Genomic DNA, 24,922 nt, shown 5'->3' on the forward strand with positions numbered 1-24,922 from the left:
AAACGACAAAAGCCCCAAAGTTTAAGTGCGCCTAAAGTACCCATATAAGTTGATCGTCGGGAGTACCATGTACTCCGAACGTTTCGACCTCCAATGTCAGTTCGTCGCACTTTATGTCCTCTCTTGCCGGCGCCGTGCCGGTGTTAACCGAGGATATGAAATGTCGAATTTTCTGAAGTGCCTGTGGCCTAACCCGCCAGAGGGGTATCTCTCTACTTGGACCAAGCGGAATGCTATCCGCTTTTTCCGCTCCACCGAATTCGAAGAGGCGGACGCCTATATGAAGGCCATTGCTGCCCAAGATGATGTCTACTTCACCGTGGCGTTGCTGGAGCGGCCAGCGGCTCATGGGCGGGGTTCCGCCAATGATGTCTCGTATCTTCCTTGTGTCCATGCTGACTTTGACCTGTTCAGTGATCAGAGCGCACATGCGAAAACAGCGTTGCCGAAGAGCATGGACGAATTGCGTGATTTCATGGCCGAAGTGGGCATTCCGCTGCCCTCCGTCATGGTCCATTCCGGTAACGGTGTTCATGCTTACTGGCTCTTCCACGAACCCTTGGATCTTCGCGACCAAGACCGTCGTGCAAAGGCAAAAATGACGCTTTCATCATTCCAGAAGACCATCATCAAGTTGGCAAAGGCTCGCAGGGGATGGGACTTTGACAACACTGGTGATCTCGCTCGGGTACTTCGCTACCCAGGCACCAAAAACCATAAAACAAAGCCGCCGAAGAAGGTGGAGGTGATGTGATGGAAGCGATTTCGATCTATACACCTCAGCAGATTGAAGCATGGATGGCCAGCGCGTTGCCGCCCGAACCTTCAGTGAGGACCAAAGCCAAATCGAAAAAAACCGACCATTTGAATGACGCCAACTTGGCTGACTTCGAAGCTATTCGTGCTGGATGCTCTTGGGTGAGGAGCTGTGCCGAAGACTCGCGGATGGACGAACCAACTTGGTATGGCTTTGCGGGCATTGTCGGATACTGCGGCAACGGCGCGGAGATCTACCAAGACATTTCGGCTCTTGATGGGCGCTACGATGAACAGGAAGCTGCAGCAAAGCTCAAGCATGCAGTCGCAGATGCAAAGCCGCGGACTTGTGAAAACATTCGTGATGGCCTTGCTTATGACGGATGTGGGAAATGCGTCTTCGCCGGAAAAATCAGTTCTCCAATCCGGCTGGGTTACAGGCCGGCAGAAATCGTGCATCTCATGAGCCGACATGTTCTCGAGACGGAGACAGGTAGGTATCTCGATCTTAACACGGGTGCTTTCTCATCCACTCGTGCCTTTAATGATCGCTACAGTCACATTACGAAGGATGTGACGCCGCACACGAAGCTTGCGAAGGACGAACTTACCCGCAAAGTCCAGGTTGCCGCTTATCTGCCTGGATCTGCCGATCTTTTCCAGACGCTGGAGAATGGGCAGGAAGCTGTAAATCTTTGGAAGCCGTCTGGGCTGAAGCCGGAAGAGGGTGAATGCGAGGCGATTCATCTTCATCTGATGAAAATGCTGCCTGACGATGAAGTGCGGAATCATCTCCTTGATGTGCTCGCCTTCATGGTGCAGCGGCCTGGTGAGAAGGTAGCCCACGCATTCGTGCTGACCGGAAGGCAGGGGACGGGAAAAAGCCTGTTGTTCGAGTTGGTAAAAAAGCTCTTCGGCAATCACAATTGCCGGACGATCGAGAGCAGCAGCCTGGGCACGCGGTTCAACGCTCATATCTCGAATGTCCAGCTTCTCATCTGCGAAGAGCTTTGGACACTGGAGCGCCGCGAAACCTACAACGCCATCAAGACTTTGATTACCGCACGGACCATGAGCGTGGAGGAGAAGAACATTCCGGTTTTCGAAGCCAGGACACCTGATTTCATTATGGGAACATCAAACCACGAGATCCCCATCACGCTTGAGGTTGGAGACCGGCGCTTCCTTATCTGCGATTCCACTATGGAGCCGCAGGGGAGGGAGTATTATGAGGCATTGGCACTTTCCATCGAGCAGGAAGCCGGAGCGTTCCTTAATTATCTCCTTGGTCGCAACATTTCCGGCTTCAATCCGAACAAAGCGCCTCCGCTCACTCAGGCTAAAGCTGAAATCATTGGCTCCTCGCGGTCGCAGGTGACCCAAGAAGTGGAAGCACTGATCGAAGAGAACGCTCCCGTCTTCTGGCGTGACATTGTCAGTTTGAACGATGTCAGAAGTGAACTTCAAAAGCGCTTGGGTAAGATGCCGACGCTGAACGAGGTTAAATCTGCGCTTAAGGCGTTGGGCGCTGAGAGGCTCGAACCCATCAGGGTGGGCGACAGGGTCATGCGTTTTTGGGCATGGACCAATGTAGATCGCTGGAAGGCAGCTGCCCCGGACGAAGTCCGCAGTCACTTGGTGCAACTGCAGCCGCGCTGACTGTCAAAGCAGGGCGGAGCTGTTTCCGTCTCACTGTTTCACGTTGCACTCAGCAGGGGGGGGGTAGGGGAAACCCTCCGCCCTCAGCCCTTAAGCAACTACATAAGAAACAACAATGATCTAGATTTTTAAGAGTGAAACACCGTAACAATGCAACACGAATTTGACAAAGCCTCCATTGCAGACTTCTTCGTGACCCGCCGCACCCCCCCATGGCGTCCAATAAGCAGCAGGGAGCTTGCCCAGGTGCTCGGGGTTTCCCTTCAATCTCTTGCTAATTGGAGGGTTCGGAAAACTGGACCGGAACCAGAGCCCATGAGGAGGGGGAGGGGGAACAAGATTTATTACCGCCCCGACAAAGTACTTTCGTGGCTCCTTGAAGACAGAGAATCTTGGGAATTTTCTCGCGATTGGCTCCTCAATCGTAACCTCGACGTTCTTGGTGGTTTGGATCGCGAATCTACCGCCTGGATGATAGAGGGACTTGACGACATGCTTTAACTCAAACAAAAAGCAGTACCGGAGAGGTTGCAGATTCAGCCGCGCTCAACTCGATGATCCTGGTGCGCACGTATTGTCTGCCTAAGCTTGGAAGGGATTTATGCTAGCAATAGCGCCCCCTTCTCGGCGTGACGGTCTTAACTGATTTCGGCTAAGCTGAGCGGGCCCCAGTGGCCAAGACTAGAGGCGCGCGAGGGGGATGCAGGCACCGTGAACGACAGCAACAAAAATCCCGAGCAGCTGGCACGCGATCAGATTGATGCGCTGCTGATCGAGGCAGGGTGGGCCGTTCAGGACAAGAAGGCCATCAATTTCAACGCGGGCCAGGGCATCGCGGTTCGCGAGTATCAGACGGACGTGGGCCCTGCCGACTATGCGCTCTTCGTCGACAAGAAAGCCGTCGGCGTCATTGAAGCCAAGCCCAGCGAGTGGGGTCACAAGCTCACCACCGTCGAAGAGCAGTCCGGCGGCTATGCTGCTGCGACTCTGAAATGGGTCAACAACCAGCAGCCTTTGCCCTTCGTGTATGAGAGCACCGGCGTCATAACGCGTTTCACCGATGGTCGCGATCCCAAGCCGCGTTCGCGCGAGGTATTCACGTTCCATCGTCCTGAAACAATGGCGGAGTGGCTGAGCAAACCCTTGTCCCTGCGGGCTCGCCTTCAAGCGATGCCACAGCTGCCGCATGACGGCCTGCGCGACTGCCAGATCAAAGCGATCGAAAATCTGGAGCAGTCCTTTAAGGCCGATAAGCCGCGCGCACTTGTGCAAATGGCGACCGGTTCCGGCAAGACCTACACCGCAATCACCTCTGTCTATCGCTTGCTGAAACACGCGGACGCGAAGCGCGTGCTCTTTCTTGTCGATACGAAGAACCTCGGTGAGCAGGCGGAGCAGGAGTTCATGTCTTTCCTGCCCAACGACGACAACAGGAAGTTCACCGAGCTTTACAACGTCCAGCGCCTGAAATCCTCCTTCGTCGCCAAGGACGCGCAGGTCTGCATCAGTACGATTCAGCGTATGTACTCGCTGCTGAAGGATGAGCCGCTCGACGAGGCGGCGGAAGAGGAAAACCCGGCTGAAGCCTTGGTCCGGGGCAAGCAGCCGCTGCCGGTCGTCTACAACAAGAAGATTCCGCCGGAGTTTTTCGATTTTATCATCATCGATGAGTGTCACCGCTCCATTTATAATCTGTGGCGGCAGGTGATCGAATATTTTGACGGCTACCTCATCGGCCTTACGGCCACGCCGGACAACCGCACCTACGGCTTTTTCCGCAAGAACGTCGTCAGCGAATATGACCACGACCAGGCGGTTGCTGACGGCGTGAATGTCGGAAACGAGATTTTCGTCATCGAAACCGAGCGCACCAAGCAAGGGGCTCAGATCAAAGCGCACCAGCAGATCGAGCGTCGCGAGCGCTTGACCCGTGCCAAGCGGTGGGAGCGGCAGGACGAAGACGAGGCATATTCCGCCAAGCAGCTCGACCGGGAGTTCGTAAACCCCGATCAGATTCGCACCGTCATCCGCACCTTCCGTGACAAGTTGCCGGAGATATTCCCTGGCCGGAATGAGGTTCCCAAGACCCTCATTTTCGCGAAAACCGACAGCCATGCCGACGACATTATTCAGATCGTTCGCGAGGAGTTCGGCGAAGGCAATCAGTTCTGCAAGAAGATCACCTACCAGGCGACTGAGGACCCCAAGTCCGTCCTCGCCCAGTTCCGCAATGACTACTATCCGCGCATCGCCGTGACGGTCGATATGATCGCAACCGGCACGGACGTGAGGCCGCTTGAATGCCTGTTGTTCATGCGTGATGTGAAGAGCAGAAACTACTTCGAGCAGATGAAGGGGCGCGGTACACGGACGCTTGACGCGGACGGGCTGAAGAAGGTCACACCGTCGGCAACCACGGCCAAGACCCACTATGTTATTGTCGACGCGATTGGGGTCACCAAGTCCCTAAAGACGGCGAGCCAGCCGCTCATCACCAAGCCGAATGTACCGCTGAAAGACCTCGCCACCGGGGTCATGATGGGTGTGCGCGATGAAGATACCGTCAGCTCGCTCGCCGGGCGTCTGGCGCGCCTGAACAAGCAACTGGATGAGAAGGAACAGGCCCGCATCGCGGAGGCCGCTGGCGGAATGGCGCTTTCGGACATCGTGAGCGGGTTGGTTGCGGCGCTGGACGCCGATCGCATCGAGGAGAAGGCGCGAGAGGTATCAGGCGGCGGTGAGCCGACGGACGAGCAGCGCATCAAGGCGCGCGACGAGTTGGTCGGGTATGCAGCATCCGTCTTCAACGGCCCGCTGATCACGCTCATCGACGGCATCCGCCGCGAGAAAGAGCAGACCATCGACCATGACAATCTTGACACCCTGATCGAGGCCGCCTGGAGCGGCGATGCTCAAGAGAATGCTGAGGCCATGGCGAAAGACTTTGCCGAGTACCTTGAGCAGAACCGGGATGAGATCGACGCACTGACCATCCTCTACAGTCAGCCCGCGCGCCGCTCGGAGCTGACCTATGCCATGATCAAGGAGGTCATGGACCGGTTGAAGAAGGATCGGCCCAAGCTTGCGCCGCTGCGCGTCTGGCGGGCCTATGCCCACCTCGATGACTACAAGGGCGGCAACCCCTCAACAGAGCTTGCGGCCTTGGTCGCCCTTGTCCGCCGCGTTTGCGGGATTGATGCGACCGTCTCACCGTTCTCGGAGACTGTGCGCAAAAACTTCCAGAACTGGATCATGCAGCGCCACAGCGGCAGCGGGGAAAAGTTCACGGAAGAACAGATGGAGTGGTTGCGGATGATCCGTGACCATGTGATCGACTCGTTCCATGTCGAGCGTGACGATTTGGAAATGGCGCCGTTCGATTCTAAGGGCGGGATGGGGCGGATGTACCAGCTGTTTGGGGAGAAAATGGACGACGTGATTGCGGAATTGAATGAGGCGCTGGCGGCATGATGAATCTGCCTAACAGCTGGACGCAAGTAGCGCTTGAAGAGTTATTCCAAATCGTTCTGGGTGGCGATTGGGGATCAGATCCCTCTGATGCTCTCGATGATAGCTCGCTAGTGCGTTGCATACGAGCTTCTGAGCTGCGCGATTGGGGGACGCGAAAAGGCAAGACTGCTGCGATCCGTCGCTTGAAAAACTCTAGTATTGAGAAGCGCCGCCTACGGACCGGCGATATTCTGGTCGAAGTATCGGGAGGTGGTCCCGATCAAGCGGTTGGGCGAACCGTTTTGATCACAAATGAAGTGCTGAGCGCGGATCAGAACTGTGATTTCGTGTGCACAAACTTCTTTCGATTTTGCCGTCCAAAAATTAATATAAATACTGCTTACATTAATTGGTATCTACAGCACTTCTACTCTGTCGGAGGCACAAAAGCTCTTCAGGCAGGAAGCAACAATCTTCGTAACTTGCGCTTTCCAGATTATCTTGCTCAGGCAATACCGATCTCGCCGCTAAATGAACAGCGCCGCATCGTTGCCAAGATCGAGGAATTGTTTTCCGAACTCGATAACGGCGTGGAGAGCCTGATCACCGCGCACGCGCAGCTCAAGGTCTATCGTCAATCTGTCTTAAAGGCTGCTTTTGAGGGGAAACTAACAAAGGATTGGCGCATTGAAAACTCCTGCAAGCTCGATACAGGAACTGCCCTACTTGAGCACATTAAGCTGGAGCGAGAGCGACAATACAAAGACGATCTCAGTGTTTGGAAAAAAGCAGTTTGCGAGGCAGAGACCGCAAACCTTCCCAGGCCGAGAAAGCCGAGCAAGCCTACAGCAGCAGACAAACCAAGTCCTAAGCAAGCAAGCCTTATGGTTGATCTGCCGCCCTCTTGGGAGTGGGTGCAGCTTGGCGATTTTGCCTTCGTAACAAAACTGGCAGGCTTCGAGTACACCAAGTTCGTTAGGTATGACGACAATGGCGACCTTGAAGTTATCAAGGCGGAGAACGCAGGGCCAAACGGATTCCGTGAAACCGATTTCTCTCGGATACGCAGCGAAACCGTAGCGGCTTTAGAGCGGTCGCAGCTACATGGTGGCGAGCTACTAATGGTCTTCGTCGGTGCGGGGACAGGCAACGTAGCCATGGTACCCGAAGGTCGCACATTCTTCCTTGGTCCAAACATCGGAATGATGAGGGTCACCTCAGATCGTATCAATCCGCAGTATGTCGAATATTTTCTGCGTTCACCCCAGGGGCGCGAACTCGCTCTCTCGTCCGTCAAAGCAGTGGCACAGCCATCGCTCTCAATGGGAACCATACGGCAAATTCCTGTGGCGTTGCCCTCACTTTATGAACAGACTCAAATCGTTCGAATCCTCGAAAGCAGGCTTGAAACCGCAGACTTGATGGAAGCGGAAATCGACGCTGCCCTCGCCCGCGCCGAAGCAATGCGCCAGTCAATTCTCAAGCGCGCGTTTTCTGGCCAACTCGTTGCACAAGACCCTGCAGATGAACCGGCATTCGAGTTGCTGGCGCGCATTAGCGCGAACTACGAGCAAAGCGACAAGAAAGCATCGCGGCGAAACAAAAAGAATGGCAAGAAGGAGGCCGCATGAGCACCTTTGACAGCACCAAGACCCCGCTGCCCGAAATCATCAAACAGATCACCGAAGGCAAGGTGCAGCTGCCGGATTTTCAGCGGGGCTGGGTTTGGGATGATGACCATGTTCGCTCTCTGCTGGTGAGTATCGCACGGTCTTTTCCTGTCGGGGCGGTTATGCTGCTTGAGACGGGTGGGGATATTCGGTTTCAGGTTCGCCCCGTTGAGAATGTGACTTTCGCTGGTGCAATCTCGGAGCCGGAACGGCTTATTCTTGACGGGCAGCAGCGACTGACATCCCTGACTCAGGTGCTGGCGCTCGATACGCCGGTTAAGACGTTTAACGAAAAAGGCAAGCCGATCGACAGGTACTATTATGTCGATATCAACTTAGCACTCGAAGAAGGGCGACTGGAAGAGGCCTTTATCGCCGTTGAACAGGACAGGAAGGTCAAGGAAAATTTTGGCCGTGATGTCGTACTCGATCTCTCGTCAGCACAAAAGGAATGTGAGGCTTTCTATTTTCCCTGCAATCAAATACTTAATTCGGATGCCTGGGAAGAGAGCCTGCAGGAGTTCGCGCCTGACAAGTTCCAAACTTATATGCAGTTTCGCAAGAAGGTGCTCGCTGCCTTTCGCAGCTATCAGCTGCCGTTGATCGTGCTGGGCAAGGCGACGACCAAGGAAGCCGTATGCCTTGTGTTTGAGAAGGTGAATACGGGCGGCGTGCCGCTGTCTGTATTTGAGCTTGTCACCGCCAGCTTTGCTGCAGAGAATTTCAATCTTCGTGATGACTGGTACGGCAGCGGCCTGCGCAAAGTGAAGGGCCGCGCTGAGCGGATCAAGGCGGAGGCGGCATTAAGCTCGGTCGAGCCTACAGATTTCCTGCAGGCCATCAGCCTACTTGAAACGCATGAGAGGCGTCAGGCTGACATTGCTGCGGGGAAGACGGGCAAGGCTATATCGGCGGTAAGTGCGAAGCGGGTGTCCGTTCTGTCGTTGACGCTCGCCGAGTACCAGAAATGGGCGCCGGAGGTTGAGAAGGGCTTCCTGTTGGCGGCGAAATTCCTGCGCAAGGAATGCTTTTTCACGGCGCGTGATCTGCCGTACCGCACGCAGATCGTGCCTTTGGCTGCGGTACTATCATCCCTTAAGGAGCGCTGGCTTGAGCCCAAGGTACATGACAAGCTCTGCCGCTGGTTCTGGTGCGGGGTGCTGGGCGAGCTCTATGGCGGCGCGGTCGAGACTCGCATCGCGAACGATGTTGAGGAGTTGCTCCGCTGGATTGAAAGCCCGCTTAGCGACGACGCTGCGGACCTTGTTGGCGGCATAATTCCCCGGACTATCACCGAGGCATCGTTCCAGTCAGGGCGTTTGGGAACCCTCCGCTCGCGCCTGAGCGCTGCATACAAAGGCTTGAACACGCTCGTCTTGCGGCAGGGCGCCAAGGATTTCTTTTGGAAATCGACAGTGCAGGACCTCGACCATGAAGAGGTGGCCCTAGATATCCATCACATTTTCCCGAAGGCATGGTGTGAGGACAACAAAATCAAACCGGCGGTCTTTGACGCCATCATCAACAAGACGCCGATATCATACAAGGCGAACCGGATGATTGGCCGCAAAGCGCCCTCTGAATATCTGGGATCGATCCAGTCTCACAAGCAGGTCGGTCTGCAGGATGCTGCAATGGACGCGATTGTCACATCGCATCTGATCGATGCTACGACCCTCCGGAGCGATGATTTCGAGCTCTTCTATGAGCGCCGACGGCAGAGCCTGCTCGATCTCGTAGAGCAGGCCATGGGTAAGGTCATCGACCGCGGCATCAGCCATGAAAAGGTCGACGACACCGATAGCGAAGAAATTCAACTGATGGCGGTAAATGCATGAGTACGGCACCTATTGTTTCCAAGGTCTGGAGTTTTTGTACCACGCTTCGTGATGACGGCGTTGGTTATGGCGACTACTTAGAGCAGCTGACCTACCTGATTTTCCTCAAGATGGCCGATGAGTACGCAAAGCCGCCATACAGTCGCGATGTGGGGATTCCGAAAGAATACTCCTGGCAGAGCTTGAAAGCGAAACGCGGGGCAGAGCTTGAGGGCCACTACATCGAGCTCTTGCGCGAACTCGGCACCCAGAAAGGGATGTTGGGTCAGATATTCACGAAGGCGCAGAACAAGATTCAGGACCCCGCCAAGCTGTACCGGCTAATCGACATGGTTGATGACGTGCAGTGGGTTACGATGGGCGCCGATGTCAAAGGCGATATCTACGAGGGCCTGCTGGAAAAAAATGCGGAGGACACGAAATCCGGCGCAGGACAATACTTTACCCCGCGCGCGCTCATTCGTGCCATGGTGGAATGTGTACAGCCCGAGCCGGGCAAGACCATAGCCGATCCGGCCTGTGGCACAGGCGGATTCTTCCTAGCGGCTTATGACTTCATAACCGAGCCCAAGAACTACCAGCTCGACAAGGCGCAGAAGGCGTTCCTGAAGCACGATGCGTTCCACGGAAACGAGATCGTCGCCAATACCCGCCGTATGTGCCTGATGAATATGTTCCTGCACAACATCGGCGAGATCGACGGCGAAGGTGCGGTCTCACCGAACGACGCCCTCGTTGCGCCAAGCGTCCGGACATATGACTACGTCCTGGCAAACCCGCCCTTCGGCAAGAAGAGCTCCATGAGCTTCACCAACGAAGAAGGGGAGCAGGAAACCGACGACCTGACCTACAACAGGCAAGACTTCTGGGCGACGACATCGAACAAGCAGCTGAACTTCGTCCAGCATATCCGCACGATGCTCAAGACGACGGGGCGCGCCGCCATTGTCGTCCCTGATAACGTGCTTTTTGAAGGCGGTGCCGGAGAAACGATCCGCAAGAAGCTTCTGGAAAATACGGACCTTCATACCATCCTGCGGCTCCCGACGGGAATCTTCTATGCGAACGGCGTAAAAGCGAATGTCATCTTCTTCGACAACCGAAAGGCCAGCCCGAGCCCCTGGACTAAGGAAGTGTGGTATTACGACTACCGCACCAACGTCCATCATACTTTGAAAAAGAAGCCGATGCGGTTTGAAGATCTTTCGGACTTCATAGCTTGTTACAACCCGGCGAATCGGCATGAGCGCAGAGAGACCTGGGATGCCGAAGGGAATCCGGAGGGCCGTTGGCGGAAATTCAATTATGAAGAGCTTATCGCGCGCGACAAAACCAGTCTCGATGTGTTCTGGTTGAAAGACAAAAGCCTCACCGACCTCGACAATTTGCCGGAGCCGGACGAGCTTGCTGAGGAGATTATCGAGAACTTGGAGGCAGGTCTTAATAGCTTCCGTGCGGTGTTAACTTCGCTTTCGAAACAAGAGCATGCTGCCTGAGACCCAGTACTATCTTCCCGAGCCGCCCTCACGGGAAGTGAGCTGGCGAGCCGGTCTATTGTCATTGTTACGGAGGGATTAGATATTGTCCGGACTCATTATCGCAAAAGCAGCACCGCCGAATCTTCCGGCGCTTCCTGACACGGTGCTTCCTGCCATTGCAGCCCTCACTGCCGCACTAGGAGTTCCTCGCGACGTCCTCGCTAGCGACGATGATATCGAGCACGCATGGCGTGACCTGCCTCGTGAACTGAAGGAAATCCCGGTCGACTTGCGTGGTGAGTTGGTCGCGAGGATGTGCGTTGCGGTAAGCGCCGGACTGTTTGACGGTGCGATGAACTATATTTGGAATGCCGCCATAATACATCTCAGGACGAAAGTGCGTACGTTCGGGTTGCCCGTAGTAGCTCAAATTCTTCAGGCAGACTTCGAAGAAAAACATCTCAATGAGATGCAGGATAGCAAGCTGCTAGATCTATGTTTGAAGATAAATCTGGTGGATGAAGACGGCTTCTTTTTCCTAGACCAGTGCAGAGATATCCGTAATAACTTCTCAGCTGCCCATCCAACGATGGGAGCGGTCAATGATCGCGAGTTCACAACATTCCTTAATCGATGTGTCCGGTATGCGCTCGCTGACGCATCGTCTCCCAAGGGCGTAGATATTGGATCGTTTATCAGTGCGTTGAAGGGTGGAAGATTCACTGCAAATCAGCTGACTACGTGGGTTGATCGCCTTTTGCAGACTCATGCGGCTCAGCGGCAACTTTTAATCGGGATGGTTCACGGCATTTACTGTGATCCCAACACCTCAGAACCGGCCCGTCTCAATTCGCTTGAAATCTGTGAGGCCCTTGTAAATGGGTTCACACAGTCCCTTCGCTCTGATCTGGTTCACAAGCATGGGGAATATGCAGCGAAGGGCGACGAGCCACGCTACACCGCATCTTCTCAATTTTTTGAGAAACTTGGACTGATCAAACTGCTTAATGAATCCGAGCAGCACAACATATTCCATAGAGCCATTGACCGTCTGTGGTCGGTGCATACTGCGACAGATAACTTTTATAACGAACCGCCGTTCGCAGAACGATTGCATGAACTCTCAAGTCAAGGTGCGGTTCCCGAAACAATTCAGGAAGAGTTCGTCCGAGTTGTGGTTTGCTGCAGGATAGGAAATGGATACGGAGTCTCCAACGCCGCAGTGCCGAGCTACGACAAGATAATTCAAGGATTCTCGCCTCTGGAGGTTGCGACAATGCTTCAGCTGGCGAGTTCAAATAGTAATTATCTGGGTAGGCGGGTGGCAGCGTCAGGCTCCTGTAAGAGGAACTTTATCAAGGCATTGGGTCTTATTGATCCCGGCACCGTGCCGAATGTCGTAAGGCCAACATACGACCAGTTTTTAAAGTAGGTGAGCGACGTCGAGGAAACCTTTTAGCGACGTGGTTGGTAGTGGTGAAATAGTACTCCGAGAAAAAATTTCTCGGAGTTTGCGTGGCCCTACAAAGCAGGTATCGTCTATTGGAGTAGGGAAACAAGGTGGTACCCTTCCTTGGACATTCAGGCGCCGTGAGGCTATTGTTTGCCCGTTCGTCGGTCACACTCCTGTCACAGCCAAGCTGCGTCTCGGCAGTGGGTGGATTTTTTTCAATCAACGTGCAACAGGGAAATCAGGGCCCTAGGTCGAGGCACCCGTAGCTCAGCTGGATAGAGCACCAGACTACGAATCTGGGGGTCAGGAGTTCGAATCTCTTCGGGTGCGCCATTTACTCTCGCTTTCATCATGGCATGATTGTCGGCGTCAGCTGACCAAGGGCAAGCTCATTGCCGTGAATCTCCGTGCGGTCTTACTCGCGGGTGATCGCCAAAGCCGTTTTCATGAACACGCAATAAAAGCACTTGGATATCTCGTTCCCCTGATTTAACACGGCCCCGGCAACGTTGCAGGTCGCCACCTGTGATGTATCCCCTTGAGATGTCGCATAAGCTTGTGCTCTTGAAGGGCAGTGGCCCGCTTTCGCGACGGGCTGGTCGACCGGCATGGGGTAATGACATGAGATGGAAGCGCACTCTTCAATTGCTCGACGTTCACGCCGAGGGTGAAATCGGCAAGGTCGCCATCGGTGGCGTGCCGAAGATCCCGGGTGAGACCGTCGCCGAGCAGTTGCTTTGGCTGAACACGGATCCCAAGGGCGAGGCGCTGAGGCGCATGCTGGTGCTCGAGCCGCGCGGCGCACCGATAGGCTCCGTGAACCTGCTGCTGCCGCCGAAGAACCCCTCCGCCGATGCCGCCTTCGTCATTCTCCAGCCCGACCAGGCCCATGCGAGCTCCGGCTCCAACTCGATCTGCGTGACGACGGCGCTTTTGGAAAGCGGCATGGTCGAGATGCAGGAGCCCGAGACGGTCGTCATGCTGGAAACGGCAGCCGGACTCGTCAAGGCGACCGCCACCTGCCGTGACGGGCGCTGCGAGCGCGTCAAGCTCACCATGGTGCCGTCCTTCGTGCACGAGCTGGATGTGACGCTCGACACCGAGCAATGGGGCCGCATCACCTTCGATCTGAGCTATGGCGGCATCTTCTATGCGCTCGTCGATGTCGGTCAGGTCGGGCTCACGATCGAAAAGGGCAATGCCCGGGCGCTTGTCGAGGCCGGCATGATCCTGAAGGAAGAGATCAATCGCAAGATCCCCGTTGTCCATCCCGAGATCCCGGCCATTTCCGGCGTTGCCTATGTGATGTTCCGCGATGTCGATCCTGACGGTGCAATCCGCACCTGCACCACGATGTGGCCGGGTCGCGTCGATCGCTCGCCCTGTGGCACCGGAAACTCTGCCAATCTCGCGACGCTGCACGCCCGAGGCAAGGTCGCGGTCGGCGACACGATGCTGTCCCGCTCGATCATCGGTTCTGAATTCGAGGTGGGCCTCGCCGACCTGTCGGAGGTGGCCGGTCGTCCGGCCGTCATCCCGACCATCAGCGGCCGAGGCTTCACCTTCGGCCTGCATCAGGTCGCGCTCGATCCCTTCGATCCCTTCGAGCGGGGCTTTGCCCTCACCGACGTCTGGGGGCCGTCATCGGGTTCCATCGGTTGACTCTTGCGCACCGGTTTCTGCATTGTTTCAAATTGAATGAAATTCGATGCTCTGCGGTAGCCGAATTGTAAGGGTCTTGGTTTTCGACATCTTGCTAAGCATCGATACCGGCGAATAAGTAAGCTCCATCGTCATGAACGCGACAAGTAATCCGTAAATGAAAGCAAACGCTACGACAGGCTCCGCCCTGCCGCTTCCGGCAACAACGCTTCCGACACTGCGCGGATGTGCGATTTTTTCTGGTCTCACGCCGGAAGAGGACCGCGAATGGCTTTTGCGCTGCCATTCTCGTACGCTGAGTGCCGGCGAAAGTCTGGTCGACTTCGAGGATATGTCCAAGGATGTCTTCATCGTCCAGACGGGCGAGATCCGCGCCGTGCTGCGTTTCTCCGTCGGTAAGGAGGCCATTCTCGGCAGCTTCAAGCGCGGCGACATCCTCGGCGAACAGTCCGCCATCGATGACATGGCCCGTTCCGCAAGCCTCATGGCCGTTAGCGACGCAACGGTGACCGTGATCCCCTGCATCGTCTTTCTCGACATTCTGCGGCAGAGGTCTGATGTCGCGCTGGCGCTGCTGCAGCTTCTTTCGAAGCGTATCAGGGCGATGAACGATCGCCTGTCGGAACTCTCGTTCCTCGACACCAAGCATCGCCTCTACAACACGCTGCTCAGGCTTTCGCGCGTGCGCAACGACGGTGGTCGCGAACGCATAATTTCGCCGCCGCTGGTGCATGCGGAACTGGCAGAACATATCGGCGCCAGCCGAGAGACGGTGTCGCGCGAGATGTCGAGGCTGGCGCGCGAACAGCTGGTGGAGCGCACCAGCCGCGCCATCGTTCTGAAGAACCCCGTGGAACTGTCCCGACGGATCTCGCGCGCCCTCGAGGGCTGAGCGCAGTCGCTGGATCAGGGGTAGATCACGCCCTTGCGCAGGATCACATTGGCGTAGAGGCGCGGCTCACCCGTCTGCACGACGGTATGGGCGGCCTTGACCCGGTTGTAGAAATCCGCACCGATCAGCTTCGTCACGGGTACTTTCGGCTCATGCTTTGCGCAGCAGTCGATGATCTCCTGATGCACCGGATCGACCTGGTCCGGCCTCCCACCGACGACAGACCGAAAGATCGCCTCCGGCACGAAATCGTCGATCGGCATCACGCTGAGGATCGCGTTCAGCACGGGCACGAGGTGATGCCCGTCGAGGCGTACCAGGCGCCGCGCATGTTCGAGCGCAGGGTAGTTGCCGTCAACGATGGCGATCTCGTCGCCATGGCCCATGGCGCGGAGGGTGGCGAGAAGTTCGGGGCTTAGGAGGGGGTCAATGCCCTTCAGCATGGGTGGTATCCTTGAACAACACGGTTTGATCGATGAGATAGCGGTCGAAGATCGGCAGGCTGGCGCCGCCGATGGCGCGGGCCTGATCGCCGACCTCGCCCTCGACGATGTCGGGAATGACGACGCCCTGCAGGTCGAGGCGGTTCATCGCCTCGATGGTGGCCTTGACCAGGCGATGGCGAACCCAGGCCGGGAAGCCGCCGTCGATGATCGCGGCAGCAAAGTCGATGATCGATGCGGCCGCGATCACGGCCTGGGCCAGCGCTGCTGCCGTATCCTGGATCCAGATTTCCAGCGGCTCGCCGAAGTCGATCCATTCTTCCGCTGCATACCAGAGCGGCTGGGGATCGAGCCCGCGCTCTCGCAGCAGGTTCTCGAGAACGAAGATCGAGGCGATGTCGAGAAGCTGGCGCGTCTGGCCGTGTTTGTCGCGGACGGGCAGGGGGCCGATCGCTCCTGCGGTCCCGGTTCGGCCGACGAAGAGGGACGAATTGACGACGATGCCGCCGCCGATGAATGAGCCGATGTAGAAGTAGACGAAATCCGGGTAGCGTTGGCCTGCGCCAAACACCAGTTCTGCTCCGCAGGCACTGGTCGCGTCGTTGCGCAGATAGACGGGATGCGCCATGCGGCTCTGGACCTCGACCTGCAGGTCGACCTTGCGCCAGATATCCATCGCCCCTTCCGGTGCGCCGACTTCCTCGGCCCAGTTCCAGAGTTCGAAGGGGGCGGCAATGCCGATTCCGGCAATGCGTGCCCGCGTGTGTTCGTCCATTTCAGCTTCCATGGCGGCGATGCCGTCACAGATGAAGGGCAGGAGATGATCGGGATGGGGGTAGCGATAGGTGCGGTGGCGTTGCTCCCGAATCGTGCCGGCGAAATCCATCAGCACGAGGTCGGCGCTTCGGCGGCCAATTTTCACGCCGAAGGAAAAGACCGCTTCCGGGTTTATGAACATCGGAACGGAGGGCTGGCCGACACGGCCGCGGATCGGTTCGCCGCGCATCAAGAGTTCGTCGCTTTCGAGCGAGCGCATGATAACCGAGACGGTCTGGGCGGAAAGGCCGGTAAGGCGAGCGATATCGGCCTTCGAACAGCCAGGATTCTGCCGCACGAGCGATAGCACCAGCCGCTCGTTATAGGCGCGCACGCGCACCTGGTTCGAGCCGCCGCCGGCGCTCACCCTGGGCGCCGGATCCGCCAGTCGTGCATGATCATCCTGTGACACTGAAGGCCGCTCCTCCCGACCGCTTCCTTTTACGAAAGCGCTCGCAGAATGTCACACCGATTTAATAATTCAACTGGATTTATTTATTGACAGCTGAAATGTCCTCATGTTCTAAATAGGCCCGTGGAGGAGTGGATGCCTGATGGCAGCCGATCGGATCGCCGGAAGGTGATCCGTGCCGACACGCTGCGGCCGGAGGAGCTGGCCGACACCATTCGGGAGGATTACCAAATGAAAAAGTCTCTGATCACTGCTGCCCTGTCGACCCTTGCCCTCGGCGTTGTTTTCGCCGCCCCGGCACAGGCAGCCGACGTTTCTGCCTGCCTCATCACCAAGACCGACACCAACCCCTTCTTCGTCAAGATGAAGGAAGGCGCGACCGCCAAGGCCGCCGAGCTTGGCGTGACGCTCAAGTCCTATGCCGGCAAGGTCGACGGCGATAGCGAAAGCCAGGTTGCCGCCATCGAAACCTGCATCGCCGACGGCGCAAAGGGCATTCTGCTCACCGCATCCGACACCAAGGGCATTGTTCCGGCTGTTCAGAAGGCCCGTGACGCAGGTCTCCTCGTCATCGCCCTCGACACGCCGCTGGAGCCGATCGATTCTGCCGACATGACCTTCGCGACCGACAACCTTCTCGCCGGCGAACTCATCGGCAAGTGGGCAGCAGCAACCCTCGGCGACGCCGCCAAGGACGCCAAGATCGCCTTCCTCAACCTGACCCCCTCGCAGCCGTCGGTCGACGTCCTGCGTAACCAGGGCTTCATGAAGGGCTTCGGCATTGACGTGGTCGACATCAACAAGATCGGCGACGAAACCGATCCGCGCATCGTTGGCCATGACATCACCAACGGCAATGAAGAAGGCGGCCGCACCGCCATGGAAAACCTTCTCCAGAAGGATCCGTCCATCAATGTCGTTCACACCATCAACGAACCGGCAGCCGCCGGCGCCTATGAAGCGCTGAAGGCCGTTGGCAAGGAAGGTGACGTGCTGATCGTGTCGGTCGACGGCGGTTGCCCGGGCGTCAAGAACGTCGCCGAAGGCGTCATCGGTGCCACCTCGCAGCAGTATCCGCTGCTGATGGCATCGCTCGGCATCGAAGCGATCAAGAAGTTCGCAGACACCGGTGAAAAGCCGGCGGCCTCCGAAGGCAAGAGCTTCTTCGACACGGGCGTCGCCCTCGTCACCGACAAGCCGGCAGCCGGCGTCGAGTCGATCGACACCAAGGTCGGCACCGAGAAGTGCTGGGGCTGATCGAAACTCCTGCGCCTGAACTGAAACGTCGGCGGGAGCTCGTCTCCCGCCGCTAGGCGCAACGCCCGGCCTTTGCGCGGCGGCAGGTCGGGCGTATCCTTCATGTAAAATACTGAGACCAACGGCAGGGAGGATGACCCATGCAGCCGGCCAATCCCGAGACGCGGACCACGCAAGAATTTGAAAAGGTCCTGTCGTCGAGTTCGACCGAAGTCGCCTCGTTCGACCGTCATGAAAAGAGTGCCCTCGAGCGCTTCCAGCATTTCTTGCATTCAAGCCCGGCAGCCGTTGCGCTGATCGTGCTTGTTCTGTCGATCGCCGTCTTCGGCCTTATTCTCGGCGGCAAGTTCTTCTCCGCCTTCACGATGACGCTCATTCTGCAGCAGGTCGCGATTGTCGGGATCGTTGGAGCAGCGCAGACGCTGGTAATCCTGACGAAGGGCATCGATCTCTCGGTCGGCGCCATCATGGTTCTGTCGTCGGTGGTCATGGGCCAGTTTGCCTTCCGCTATGGCCTTCCTCCCGAGCTTGCCGTGATCTGCGGTCTCGGTGTCGGCGCCTTTTGCGGCTTCATCAATGGGGTGCTCGTGGCGCGCATGAAACTGCCGCCCTTCATTGTGACGCTCGGCATGTGGCAGATCGTGCTTGCCACCAACTTCCTTTATTCCGCCAACGAGACGATCCGCAGCCAGGACATCGATGCGAACGCGCCGATCCTTAAGTTCTTCGGGGAGAACATCCGCATGGGCGGCGCGGTACTGACCTATGGCGTTATCGCCATGGTGCTCCTCGTTGCACTCCTCTGGTATGTGCTGAACCACACCGCCTGGGGCCGCCACGTCTATGCGGTCGGTGACGATCCGGATGCGGCGGAACTCGCAGGCGTCAACGTCAAGCGCATGCTGATCTCCGTCTACACGCTGTCCGGCCTCATCTGCGCGCTCGCCGGCTGGGCCTTGATCGGCCGAATCGGCTCGGTTTCCCCGACCGCCGGACAGTTTGCCAATATCGAATCCATCACGGCCGTGGTGATCGGCGGCATTTCGCTCTTTGGCGGGCGTGGCTCGATCCTCGGCATGATCTTCGGCGCGCTGATCGTCGGTGTCTTCCAGCTCGGCCTGCGCCTGATCGGCACGGACCCGCAATGGACCTATCTCTTGATCGGCGTTCTCATCATCGCCGCCGTGGCAATCGACCAGTGGATCAGAAAGGTAGCAGGCTGATGACCCAGGAACCCATTCTCACAGCCCGCGGCCTGGTCAAGCGTTACGGCCGCGTCACCGCCCTCGATCAGGCAGACTTCGATCTTTATCCCGGCGAAATCCTCGCGGTCATCGGTGACAACGGGGCCGGCAAGTCTTCGCTGATCAAGGCGATCTCCGGTGCCGTTTCGCCTGATGAGGGCGAGATCAGGCTCGAAGGCAAGCAGATCAATTTCCGCTCGCCGATCGATGCGCGCAATGCCGGCATCGAGACCGTGTACCAGAACCTCGCTCTGTCGCCGGCACTCTCGATTGCCGACAACATGTTCCTCGGCCGCGAACTGCGCAAACCGGGCATCATGGGTAGCGTATTCCGTAAGCTGGACCGGCCGGCGATGGAGAAGATCGCCCGCGACAAGCTGTCCGAACTCGGCCTGATGACGATCCAGAACATCAATCAGGCGGTGGAGACGCTCTCAGGCGGCCAGCGCCAGGGTGTGGCAGTCGCGCGTGCGGCGGCCTTCGGCTCCAAGGTCATCATCCTCGATGAGCCTACGGCAGCACTCGGGGTCAAGGAGAGCCGCAAGGTACTCGAACTGATCCTTGACGTCCGCTCGCGCGGCCTGCCGATCGTGCTGATCAGTCACAACATGCCGCATGTCTTCGAGGTTGCCGATCGCATCCACGTTCACCGTCTCGGAAAGCGTCTCTGCGTCATCAATCCTAAGGACTACACCATGTCGGATGCCGTCGCCTTCATGACCGGCGCCCGTCCGGCCCCAGAGGTCGAGCGCGCCGCATGACGCCGGTGCTGGATGATCTGATCACTGAGATCGAGCGGCGGGCGCAGGATGGCGTCCGCCTGCTCGTAGGTGTGGCCGGACCACCAGGCGCGGGTAAGTCAACTTTGGCGGATCGATTGCATCAAACTCTGACGGAGAGGGGCCACCGTAGCGCAGTTCTGCCGATGGATGGCTTCCACCTCGACAATGCGATCCTTGAAGAGCGCGGTGACATCGCCCGCAAGGGCGCTCCGCATACTTTCGACATCAGGGGCCTGGGCGACATCCTGAGAGCCGTCAAGGCCGGCGGTGAAGTCTTCACGCCCGTCTTCGATCGTGACCGCGAACTCGCCATCGCCGCCGCGCGATGCATTGTCGCGGAAGATCGCATCGTCATTGCCGAGGGCAACTATCTGCTGCTGCAGCAGGGGCGCTGGGCAAGCCTCGCGGATCTCTTCGATCTTACCGTCATGGTCGCGCCGCCGATCAGCGAACTGGAGCGCAGGCTCGTAGCACGCTGGACCCATTATGGTCTCACACCGGCACAGATCGAAGCGAAAGTGGAAGGCAATGATTTGCCCAATGGTAGGCTCGTCATCGAGCGCAGCGCGCCGGCCGATTTCACCTTCAATACGCTGTGAACACGCCCGTCTCAAGGTGTAGTCGAGCCTGCGAAAATTCTTAAGTTCTAATTAAATGTGCCATCGGTAAAATTGTACCGGTTTGGTTCAGCGAATTTCAGCCTCCCCCTGATACAACTCCTCCATGAAAGGTTAACGCAGTTCCCGTCCGGCCTGGAAGGCCGACGGAGCCTGGGCTGGGCGTGTTCATGGGGGTTTGGAAATGGCCATACTAATTGTCGAAGACAATCCGACCAATGCGATGATCATCAAGCATCTCGCAAAGAAGGTCACCGTTGAAGAGATCAAGGTTGCCGGCGATGGCAACACGGCTCTGATGCTGTGTCATGCCGAGAACTTCGAAATGTTGATTGTCGACCACATGCTGCCGGGCATGTCCGGGCTTCAGTTTGTCAAGGCCGTGCGCCTGATGGACCGTTACCGTGATGTTCCTGTGGTGATGGTGACGGCAGACGACGAGCCGCGTCTTCGCGAGGAAGCAAAGGCCGCCGGTATAACGGACTTCCTGCACAAGCCGGTTGAAGCGGTCGCCTTCCGCAAGCTGCTTTCGGATCACATCGGCGCAGGCGCCGTGCATCCGGAACTGCGTTCGGCCTGATCGGAAGGAGCTGCACCATGAAAAGCATTATCGCTGCGATACTTGCAATCGGTCTCTCTGCAACGGCCGCCCTGGCGCTGGAAGCGCCGAGCGGACCGGTCGTGCTGACCGTGACGGGCAAGATCTCCAATACCAACGCCGGTGACGCCGCTCAGTTCGACATGGCGATGCTGGAGAAGCTGAAAGGCCGCAAGGGCGAGATGGAAACGCCCTGGACAACTGGCAGGGTGACCTTCGAAGGCCCGCTCCTGCGCGAAATCCTCGCTGCAGTCGGTGCGACCGGCACGAATTTGAAGGTCCGCGCCCTGAACGACTACGCCGCCGATGTGCCGGCCGAAGATGCCAAGCTCGACACGATCCTCGCCACCAAGATTGATGGCAAGCCCATGTCGATCCGCGACAAGGGCCCGCTGATGCTGGTCTATCCATTCGATCTGAATGCAGACCTGTTCAACGAGAAGTATTTCTCGCGGTCTGTCTGGCAGATCAAGGAAATCGAGGTCGGCCAGTGACACTGACAGGCGCCAAAGCTCGGAAATTTGCAGGCGGAGGCACCGTTGCCTTCGTTCTGCAGACCGTGTCTGCGGTGCTTTTGATCGTGCTTCTGGTTCTCTTTGTCGATATCGCGCGCCAATACCGGATCATGGAGGATGGCGTCCGCGAAAATTCGCTCTGGTCGGTCTATCAACTGGACCGCGAAGTACGACAGTTCAGTCATAGCCTGAGCAGCGCGAAAGCCGATCCACAGGATCCGCAACTGCTCAACGATCTGTCCCTGCGCTACGACATCCTCTATTCCCGCGTCTCGATCCTCGATCAAGCGAAGTTCGGGACCTACTTCTCCGGCGACGAGCTTATTCGCGGCTACATCGCCGCCGTGACGGAAGGTGTCCGCAAGGTCCAGCCGATCTTTGATGACTATGCGGACGGGATAACTCCGACCTCCGGGCAGCTGCAGGAACTCGACACTGCACTGGTTTCCATGGGCCGTGTGGCAGAGGATTTCCTGCTTTATACCAATACCCGTGTCAGCCACGAGCGCGCCGATAGCCGGTCAACGATCCTCAGCCTGGAGCGAACCTCCACCGTCATGCTGAGCCTGCTGATGGTGTCGGTGGTCTTCCTCGTCATTACGCTCAATCGACAGCTTCGCTCGGTCCGGCAGTCGAGCCATGAATTGCAGGTCATGGCAACTCAATTGAGTGAGGCCTATGAAGCGGCTGACGCCGGCAACCGCGCGAAGTCGCAATTCATGGCCACCATGGGCCACGAGATCCGTACGCCGCTGAATGCGATCCTCGGCATGTCGGAACTGCTCGAGCTTTCGGAACTGCCCGACGACACGATCCAGAGCGTCAAAACCATCCGCTCGTCTGGCGAGGCCCTGCTCGAGATCATCAACGAGATCCTCGACTTCTCCAAGATCGAGCACGGCAAGCTCGAGCTGGAGGAGCGTGCCTTCGACGTCTGCGCGCTCGCTGAAAGCACGGTCAGCATCATCCGCGGCCGCGCCGACGATCACGAGAACACGGTGATCCTCGACCTGCCGGATTCCCTGCAGGCGCTCTACGTCAAGACCGACCCGACGCGTCTGCGCCAGGTTCTCCTCAACCTCCTGTCGAATGCCGTCAAGTTCACCCATCACGGCACGGTGACGCTGCGCCTGCGCGACTTCTACCGCGAAGGCAAGCTGATGATCCGCTTCGAGGTGGAAGATACGGGCATCGGCATCGATGAGGCCGGCCTCGACAAGCTGTTCAAGCCCTTTTCCCAGGTCGATGCCTCGATCAGCCGTCGCTATGGCGGCACCGGTCTCGGCCTCACCATCTGCAAGCAGATCGTCGAGAAGCTGGGCGGCGAGCTCGGCATGAGCAGCACGGTCGGTGTCGGCTCGATCTTCTGGTTCGAACTGGGCGTTGTCCCGGTAACCCGCGAAGAAGCGAACGGTCTCGCCGCGCAGGTCGTCGCCGAAGAGACGTTGCCGCGATGCCGCATCCTGTTGGTCGAAGACAACAAGGTGAACCAGATTGTCGCCACCCGTTTCCTGGCGCGACTGGGCCAGGATGTCGAGATTGCCAATGACGGTGCTGAAGCCGTGTCCATTTCTCGAGAGCAGCGCTTCGATTTGATCCTCATGGACATGCAGATGCCTGTCATGGACGGCATCGAGGCGACGAAGCGCATCATTGCCGAGCGCGGCCCCTCTGCCGATGTGCCGATCATCGCCATGACCGCAAACGCTTCTGACGACGATCGACGCCGTTGCCTTGATGCGGGCATGCAGGGATTTGAATCCAAGCCAGTGACACTTGAGAGATTGAAGAAAATGATTGCCCACACGACGTCTTCCGCACGCGAAAGTGCGCCGGCAGCGGCCACGACGACGGCCCCGCAGAAGCTTGAATTGCCTGAACTGGATTTTGCCGAGATCCCGCTTCACATGCCCGCCCTCGGCATCGAGGGGCTGGACGAAGCGCGTCACGCCGAACTGGTGGATGCCTTGGGCGAAGAGGTGTTCCAGGAGCTGGTGGAATCCTTCTTCGACGATGCGACCAGTCTGCTCGATGAGCTGAACGAGGCCCTTCGCCGCAACGACCCTGAGAAAATCGACCGTGTCCTGCACACCATCAAGGGCGCAGCCTCGAATGTCGGGCTCAATGATCTGGCCGTAAAGGCCCACGCGCTGCGCAGCCAGAGACCGGTTGCCGCGGATATCGAAATGCTGGGCGAGGAAATTCTCGCTCTGAAATTCAAACTGGTTGCCTGAGAAGCACGGAGGCGTTCATGCGTATTTTGTTGGTGGACGACAACAGCACCAATCTGAAGCTCCTGACGAAGCTCGTCGGTAAGCTCGATCACTGCGAAGCCTTGCCTTTTGCGAGCCCCGATTCCGTGCTGTCAGCCCTGCCGGAGCTCGATTTCGACATTGCCATCATCGATTACCAGATGCCGGTGTATAACGGGGTGGAGCTCTATACGGAGATCGTCCGTTTCGAGAAATATGCCAACGTCCCGGTGATCTTCGTCACCGCCGATAAGGACATGACGACCCGCATGGCGGCTCTCAATGCCGGTGCGATCGATTTCCTGACCAAGCCGGTGAACCCGGTCGAGTTTCAGGCGCGTGTGCAGAATATCGTCAGCCTTTCCCGTGCCCGTCGCCAGCTTGCCGACCAGGCCGAGTGGCTTCGCCGCGAGGTCGAACGTGCCGTGGGCGAACTGCGCGAGCGCGAGCAGGAGATCATCCATCGCCTGACCCTCGCTGCCGAGTACAAGGATCCCGAGACGGCCCGCCACACATTGCGTGTCGCGGCTTATTCGGAAGCGATCGCGATCGAGCTGGGTCTGCCGAGCCATGTCTGCCACGACATCCGGCTGGCGGCTCCCATGCACGATATCGGCAAGGTCGCGATGCCCGACACGGTTCTTCTGAAGCAGGGGCGTCTGACGGAAGCCGAATATCGCCAGATGCAGTCGCATGCAGAAATCGGCAGCGACATTCTCGGGCGCTCCCGTTCCTCGCTTCTGCAACTGGCCTCGGAGATTGCCGCCAGCCACCATGAGCGCTGGGACGGACAGGGCTACCCGAACCGTCTCGTGGGGACCGCGATCCCGATCTCCGGCCGCATCGTCTGCGTTGCCGACAACTTCGACGCGCTGACGACGGAACGCCCTTACAAGCCGGCCTGGAGCTTTGAGCGCACGGTCGAGCATATCCTCGGCCGCGCTGGCACCCAGTTCGATCCGGATTGTGTGGCCGCCTTCGAGCGGGCGCTTCCGCGGATCCAGGCGATCATGGAGCAGGATCGCCGTGAGCAGATGGAGGAAGCGGAAAAGACGATCGTATCAGCGAACGAACGGGTCGCCTGATCCTTTGATCCGGCGGGATGGACATGCTAAGGGCGGCGAGTTC

19 protein-coding genes and 1 tRNA gene are annotated in these 24,922 nt (G+C 57.8%); 18 read left to right on the forward strand and 2 right to left on the reverse strand.

Going from position 1 to position 24,922, the window contains the following annotated elements:
- The first annotated feature begins 160 nt into the window (after nucleotides 1-160).
- The 10 genes from GH983_RS00370 (at nucleotide 161) to GH983_RS00415 (ending at nucleotide 14,858) form a co-directional block, all read left to right on the forward strand.
- Entirely contained in the window at nucleotides 161-754 is a 594-nt protein-coding gene (locus GH983_RS00370; protein ID WP_153761330.1) for a hypothetical protein, read from the forward strand.
- A complete protein-coding gene (locus tag GH983_RS00375; RefSeq protein WP_153761331.1) occupies nucleotides 754-2,415 on the forward strand; it encodes a primase-helicase family protein in 1,662 nt (553 codons plus the stop codon). The genes GH983_RS00370 and GH983_RS00375 overlap by 1 nt, the downstream gene beginning before the upstream one ends.
- A gap of 711 nt (nucleotides 2,416-3,126) precedes the next feature.
- Entirely contained in the window at nucleotides 3,127-5,886 is a 2,760-nt protein-coding gene (locus GH983_RS00380) for a DEAD/DEAH box helicase family protein (protein ID WP_153761332.1), read from the forward strand.
- Nucleotides 5,883-7,496, forward strand: coding sequence for a restriction endonuclease subunit S (locus GH983_RS00385; RefSeq protein ID WP_153761333.1), 1,614 nt, complete (start codon nucleotides 5,883-5,885; stop codon nucleotides 7,494-7,496). Before GH983_RS00380 ends, GH983_RS00385 begins: the two co-directional genes overlap by 4 nt.
- Nucleotides 7,493-9,373 carry a DUF262 domain-containing protein gene (locus tag GH983_RS00390; protein WP_153761334.1) on the forward strand — a complete coding sequence of 627 codons (1,881 nt, stop codon included), beginning with the start codon at nucleotides 7,493-7,495 and terminating at the stop codon, nucleotides 9,371-9,373. Before GH983_RS00385 ends, GH983_RS00390 begins: the two co-directional genes overlap by 4 nt.
- Nucleotides 9,370-10,869 carry a class I SAM-dependent DNA methyltransferase gene (locus GH983_RS00395; protein WP_153761335.1) on the forward strand — a complete coding sequence of 500 codons (1,500 nt, stop codon included), beginning with the start codon at nucleotides 9,370-9,372 and terminating at the stop codon, nucleotides 10,867-10,869. The genes GH983_RS00390 and GH983_RS00395 overlap by 4 nt, the downstream gene beginning before the upstream one ends.
- An 85-nt stretch (nucleotides 10,870-10,954) precedes the next feature.
- Nucleotides 10,955-12,283, forward strand: a complete 1,329-nt coding sequence (locus GH983_RS00400) for a hypothetical protein (RefSeq protein ID WP_210251763.1) — start codon at nucleotides 10,955-10,957, stop codon at nucleotides 12,281-12,283.
- Nucleotides 12,284-12,560: 277 nt separating this feature from the next.
- Nucleotides 12,561-12,637 (forward strand) — tRNA-Arg (locus tag GH983_RS00405).
- Between the two features lie 288 nt (nucleotides 12,638-12,925).
- A complete protein-coding gene (locus GH983_RS00410; protein WP_069042423.1) occupies nucleotides 12,926-13,966 on the forward strand; it encodes a 4-hydroxyproline epimerase in 1,041 nt (346 codons plus the stop codon).
- 157 nt (nucleotides 13,967-14,123) lie between these two features.
- Entirely contained in the window at nucleotides 14,124-14,858 is a 735-nt protein-coding gene (locus tag GH983_RS00415) for a Crp/Fnr family transcriptional regulator (protein WP_054149102.1), read from the forward strand.
- A gap of 14 nt (nucleotides 14,859-14,872) precedes the next feature.
- Here GH983_RS00415 and GH983_RS00420 read toward each other — a convergent pair whose 3' ends face one another.
- Both GH983_RS00420 and GH983_RS00425 read right to left on the reverse strand, forming a co-directional pair.
- The gene (locus GH983_RS00420; protein WP_054149170.1) at nucleotides 14,873-15,301 is read right to left on the reverse strand and encodes an RbsD/FucU family protein; all 429 of its coding nucleotides are present in this window, start codon (nucleotides 15,299-15,301) and stop codon (nucleotides 14,873-14,875) included.
- Nucleotides 15,285-16,529, reverse strand: a complete 1,245-nt coding sequence (locus GH983_RS00425; RefSeq protein ID WP_054149101.1) for an ROK family transcriptional regulator — start codon at nucleotides 16,527-16,529, stop codon at nucleotides 15,285-15,287. The genes GH983_RS00420 and GH983_RS00425 overlap by 17 nt, the downstream gene beginning before the upstream one ends.
- 231 nt (nucleotides 16,530-16,760) lie before the next feature.
- Here GH983_RS00425 and GH983_RS00430 point away from each other — a divergent pair, with 231 nt between their 5' ends.
- The 8 genes from GH983_RS00430 to GH983_RS00465 all read left to right on the forward strand — a co-directional run bounded on the left by GH983_RS00430 (nucleotide 16,761) and on the right by GH983_RS00465 (nucleotide 24,879).
- Nucleotides 16,761-17,786 (forward strand): sugar ABC transporter substrate-binding protein, encoded by a 1,026-nt coding sequence (locus GH983_RS00430; RefSeq protein WP_054149169.1) that lies wholly within the window; start codon nucleotides 16,761-16,763, stop codon nucleotides 17,784-17,786.
- Between the two features lie 140 nt (nucleotides 17,787-17,926).
- Nucleotides 17,927-19,009, forward strand: a complete 1,083-nt coding sequence (locus GH983_RS00435; protein ID WP_054149100.1) for an ABC transporter permease — start codon at nucleotides 17,927-17,929, stop codon at nucleotides 19,007-19,009.
- Nucleotides 19,009-19,791 (forward strand): ATP-binding cassette domain-containing protein, encoded by a 783-nt coding sequence (locus GH983_RS00440; RefSeq protein ID WP_054149099.1) that lies wholly within the window; start codon nucleotides 19,009-19,011, stop codon nucleotides 19,789-19,791. Before GH983_RS00435 ends, GH983_RS00440 begins: the two co-directional genes overlap by 1 nt.
- Nucleotides 19,788-20,411 (forward strand): nucleoside triphosphate hydrolase, encoded by a 624-nt coding sequence (locus GH983_RS00445; protein WP_153761336.1) that lies wholly within the window; start codon nucleotides 19,788-19,790, stop codon nucleotides 20,409-20,411. The genes GH983_RS00440 and GH983_RS00445 overlap by 4 nt, the downstream gene beginning before the upstream one ends.
- Nucleotides 20,412-20,613: 202 nt before the next feature.
- Nucleotides 20,614-21,009 carry a response regulator gene (locus GH983_RS00450; protein ID WP_054149097.1) on the forward strand — a complete coding sequence of 132 codons (396 nt, stop codon included), beginning with the start codon at nucleotides 20,614-20,616 and terminating at the stop codon, nucleotides 21,007-21,009.
- Nucleotides 21,010-21,026: 17 nt separating this feature from the next.
- Complete coding sequence (locus GH983_RS00455) at nucleotides 21,027-21,521, forward strand: molybdopterin-dependent oxidoreductase (RefSeq protein WP_069042420.1); 495 nt, start codon at nucleotides 21,027-21,029, stop codon at nucleotides 21,519-21,521.
- A complete protein-coding gene (locus tag GH983_RS00460; RefSeq protein WP_246727466.1) occupies nucleotides 21,518-23,776 on the forward strand; it encodes an ATP-binding protein in 2,259 nt (752 codons plus the stop codon). The genes GH983_RS00455 and GH983_RS00460 overlap by 4 nt, the downstream gene beginning before the upstream one ends.
- A 17-nt stretch (nucleotides 23,777-23,793) precedes the next feature.
- Complete coding sequence (locus GH983_RS00465) at nucleotides 23,794-24,879, forward strand: HD domain-containing phosphohydrolase (RefSeq protein WP_054149095.1); 1,086 nt, start codon at nucleotides 23,794-23,796, stop codon at nucleotides 24,877-24,879.
- The last annotated feature ends 43 nt before the right edge of the window (nucleotides 24,880-24,922 follow it).

It is taken from the genome of Agrobacterium sp. MA01 (assembly GCF_009650195.1).
Taxonomy (GTDB): Bacteria; Pseudomonadota; Alphaproteobacteria; order Rhizobiales; family Rhizobiaceae; genus Allorhizobium.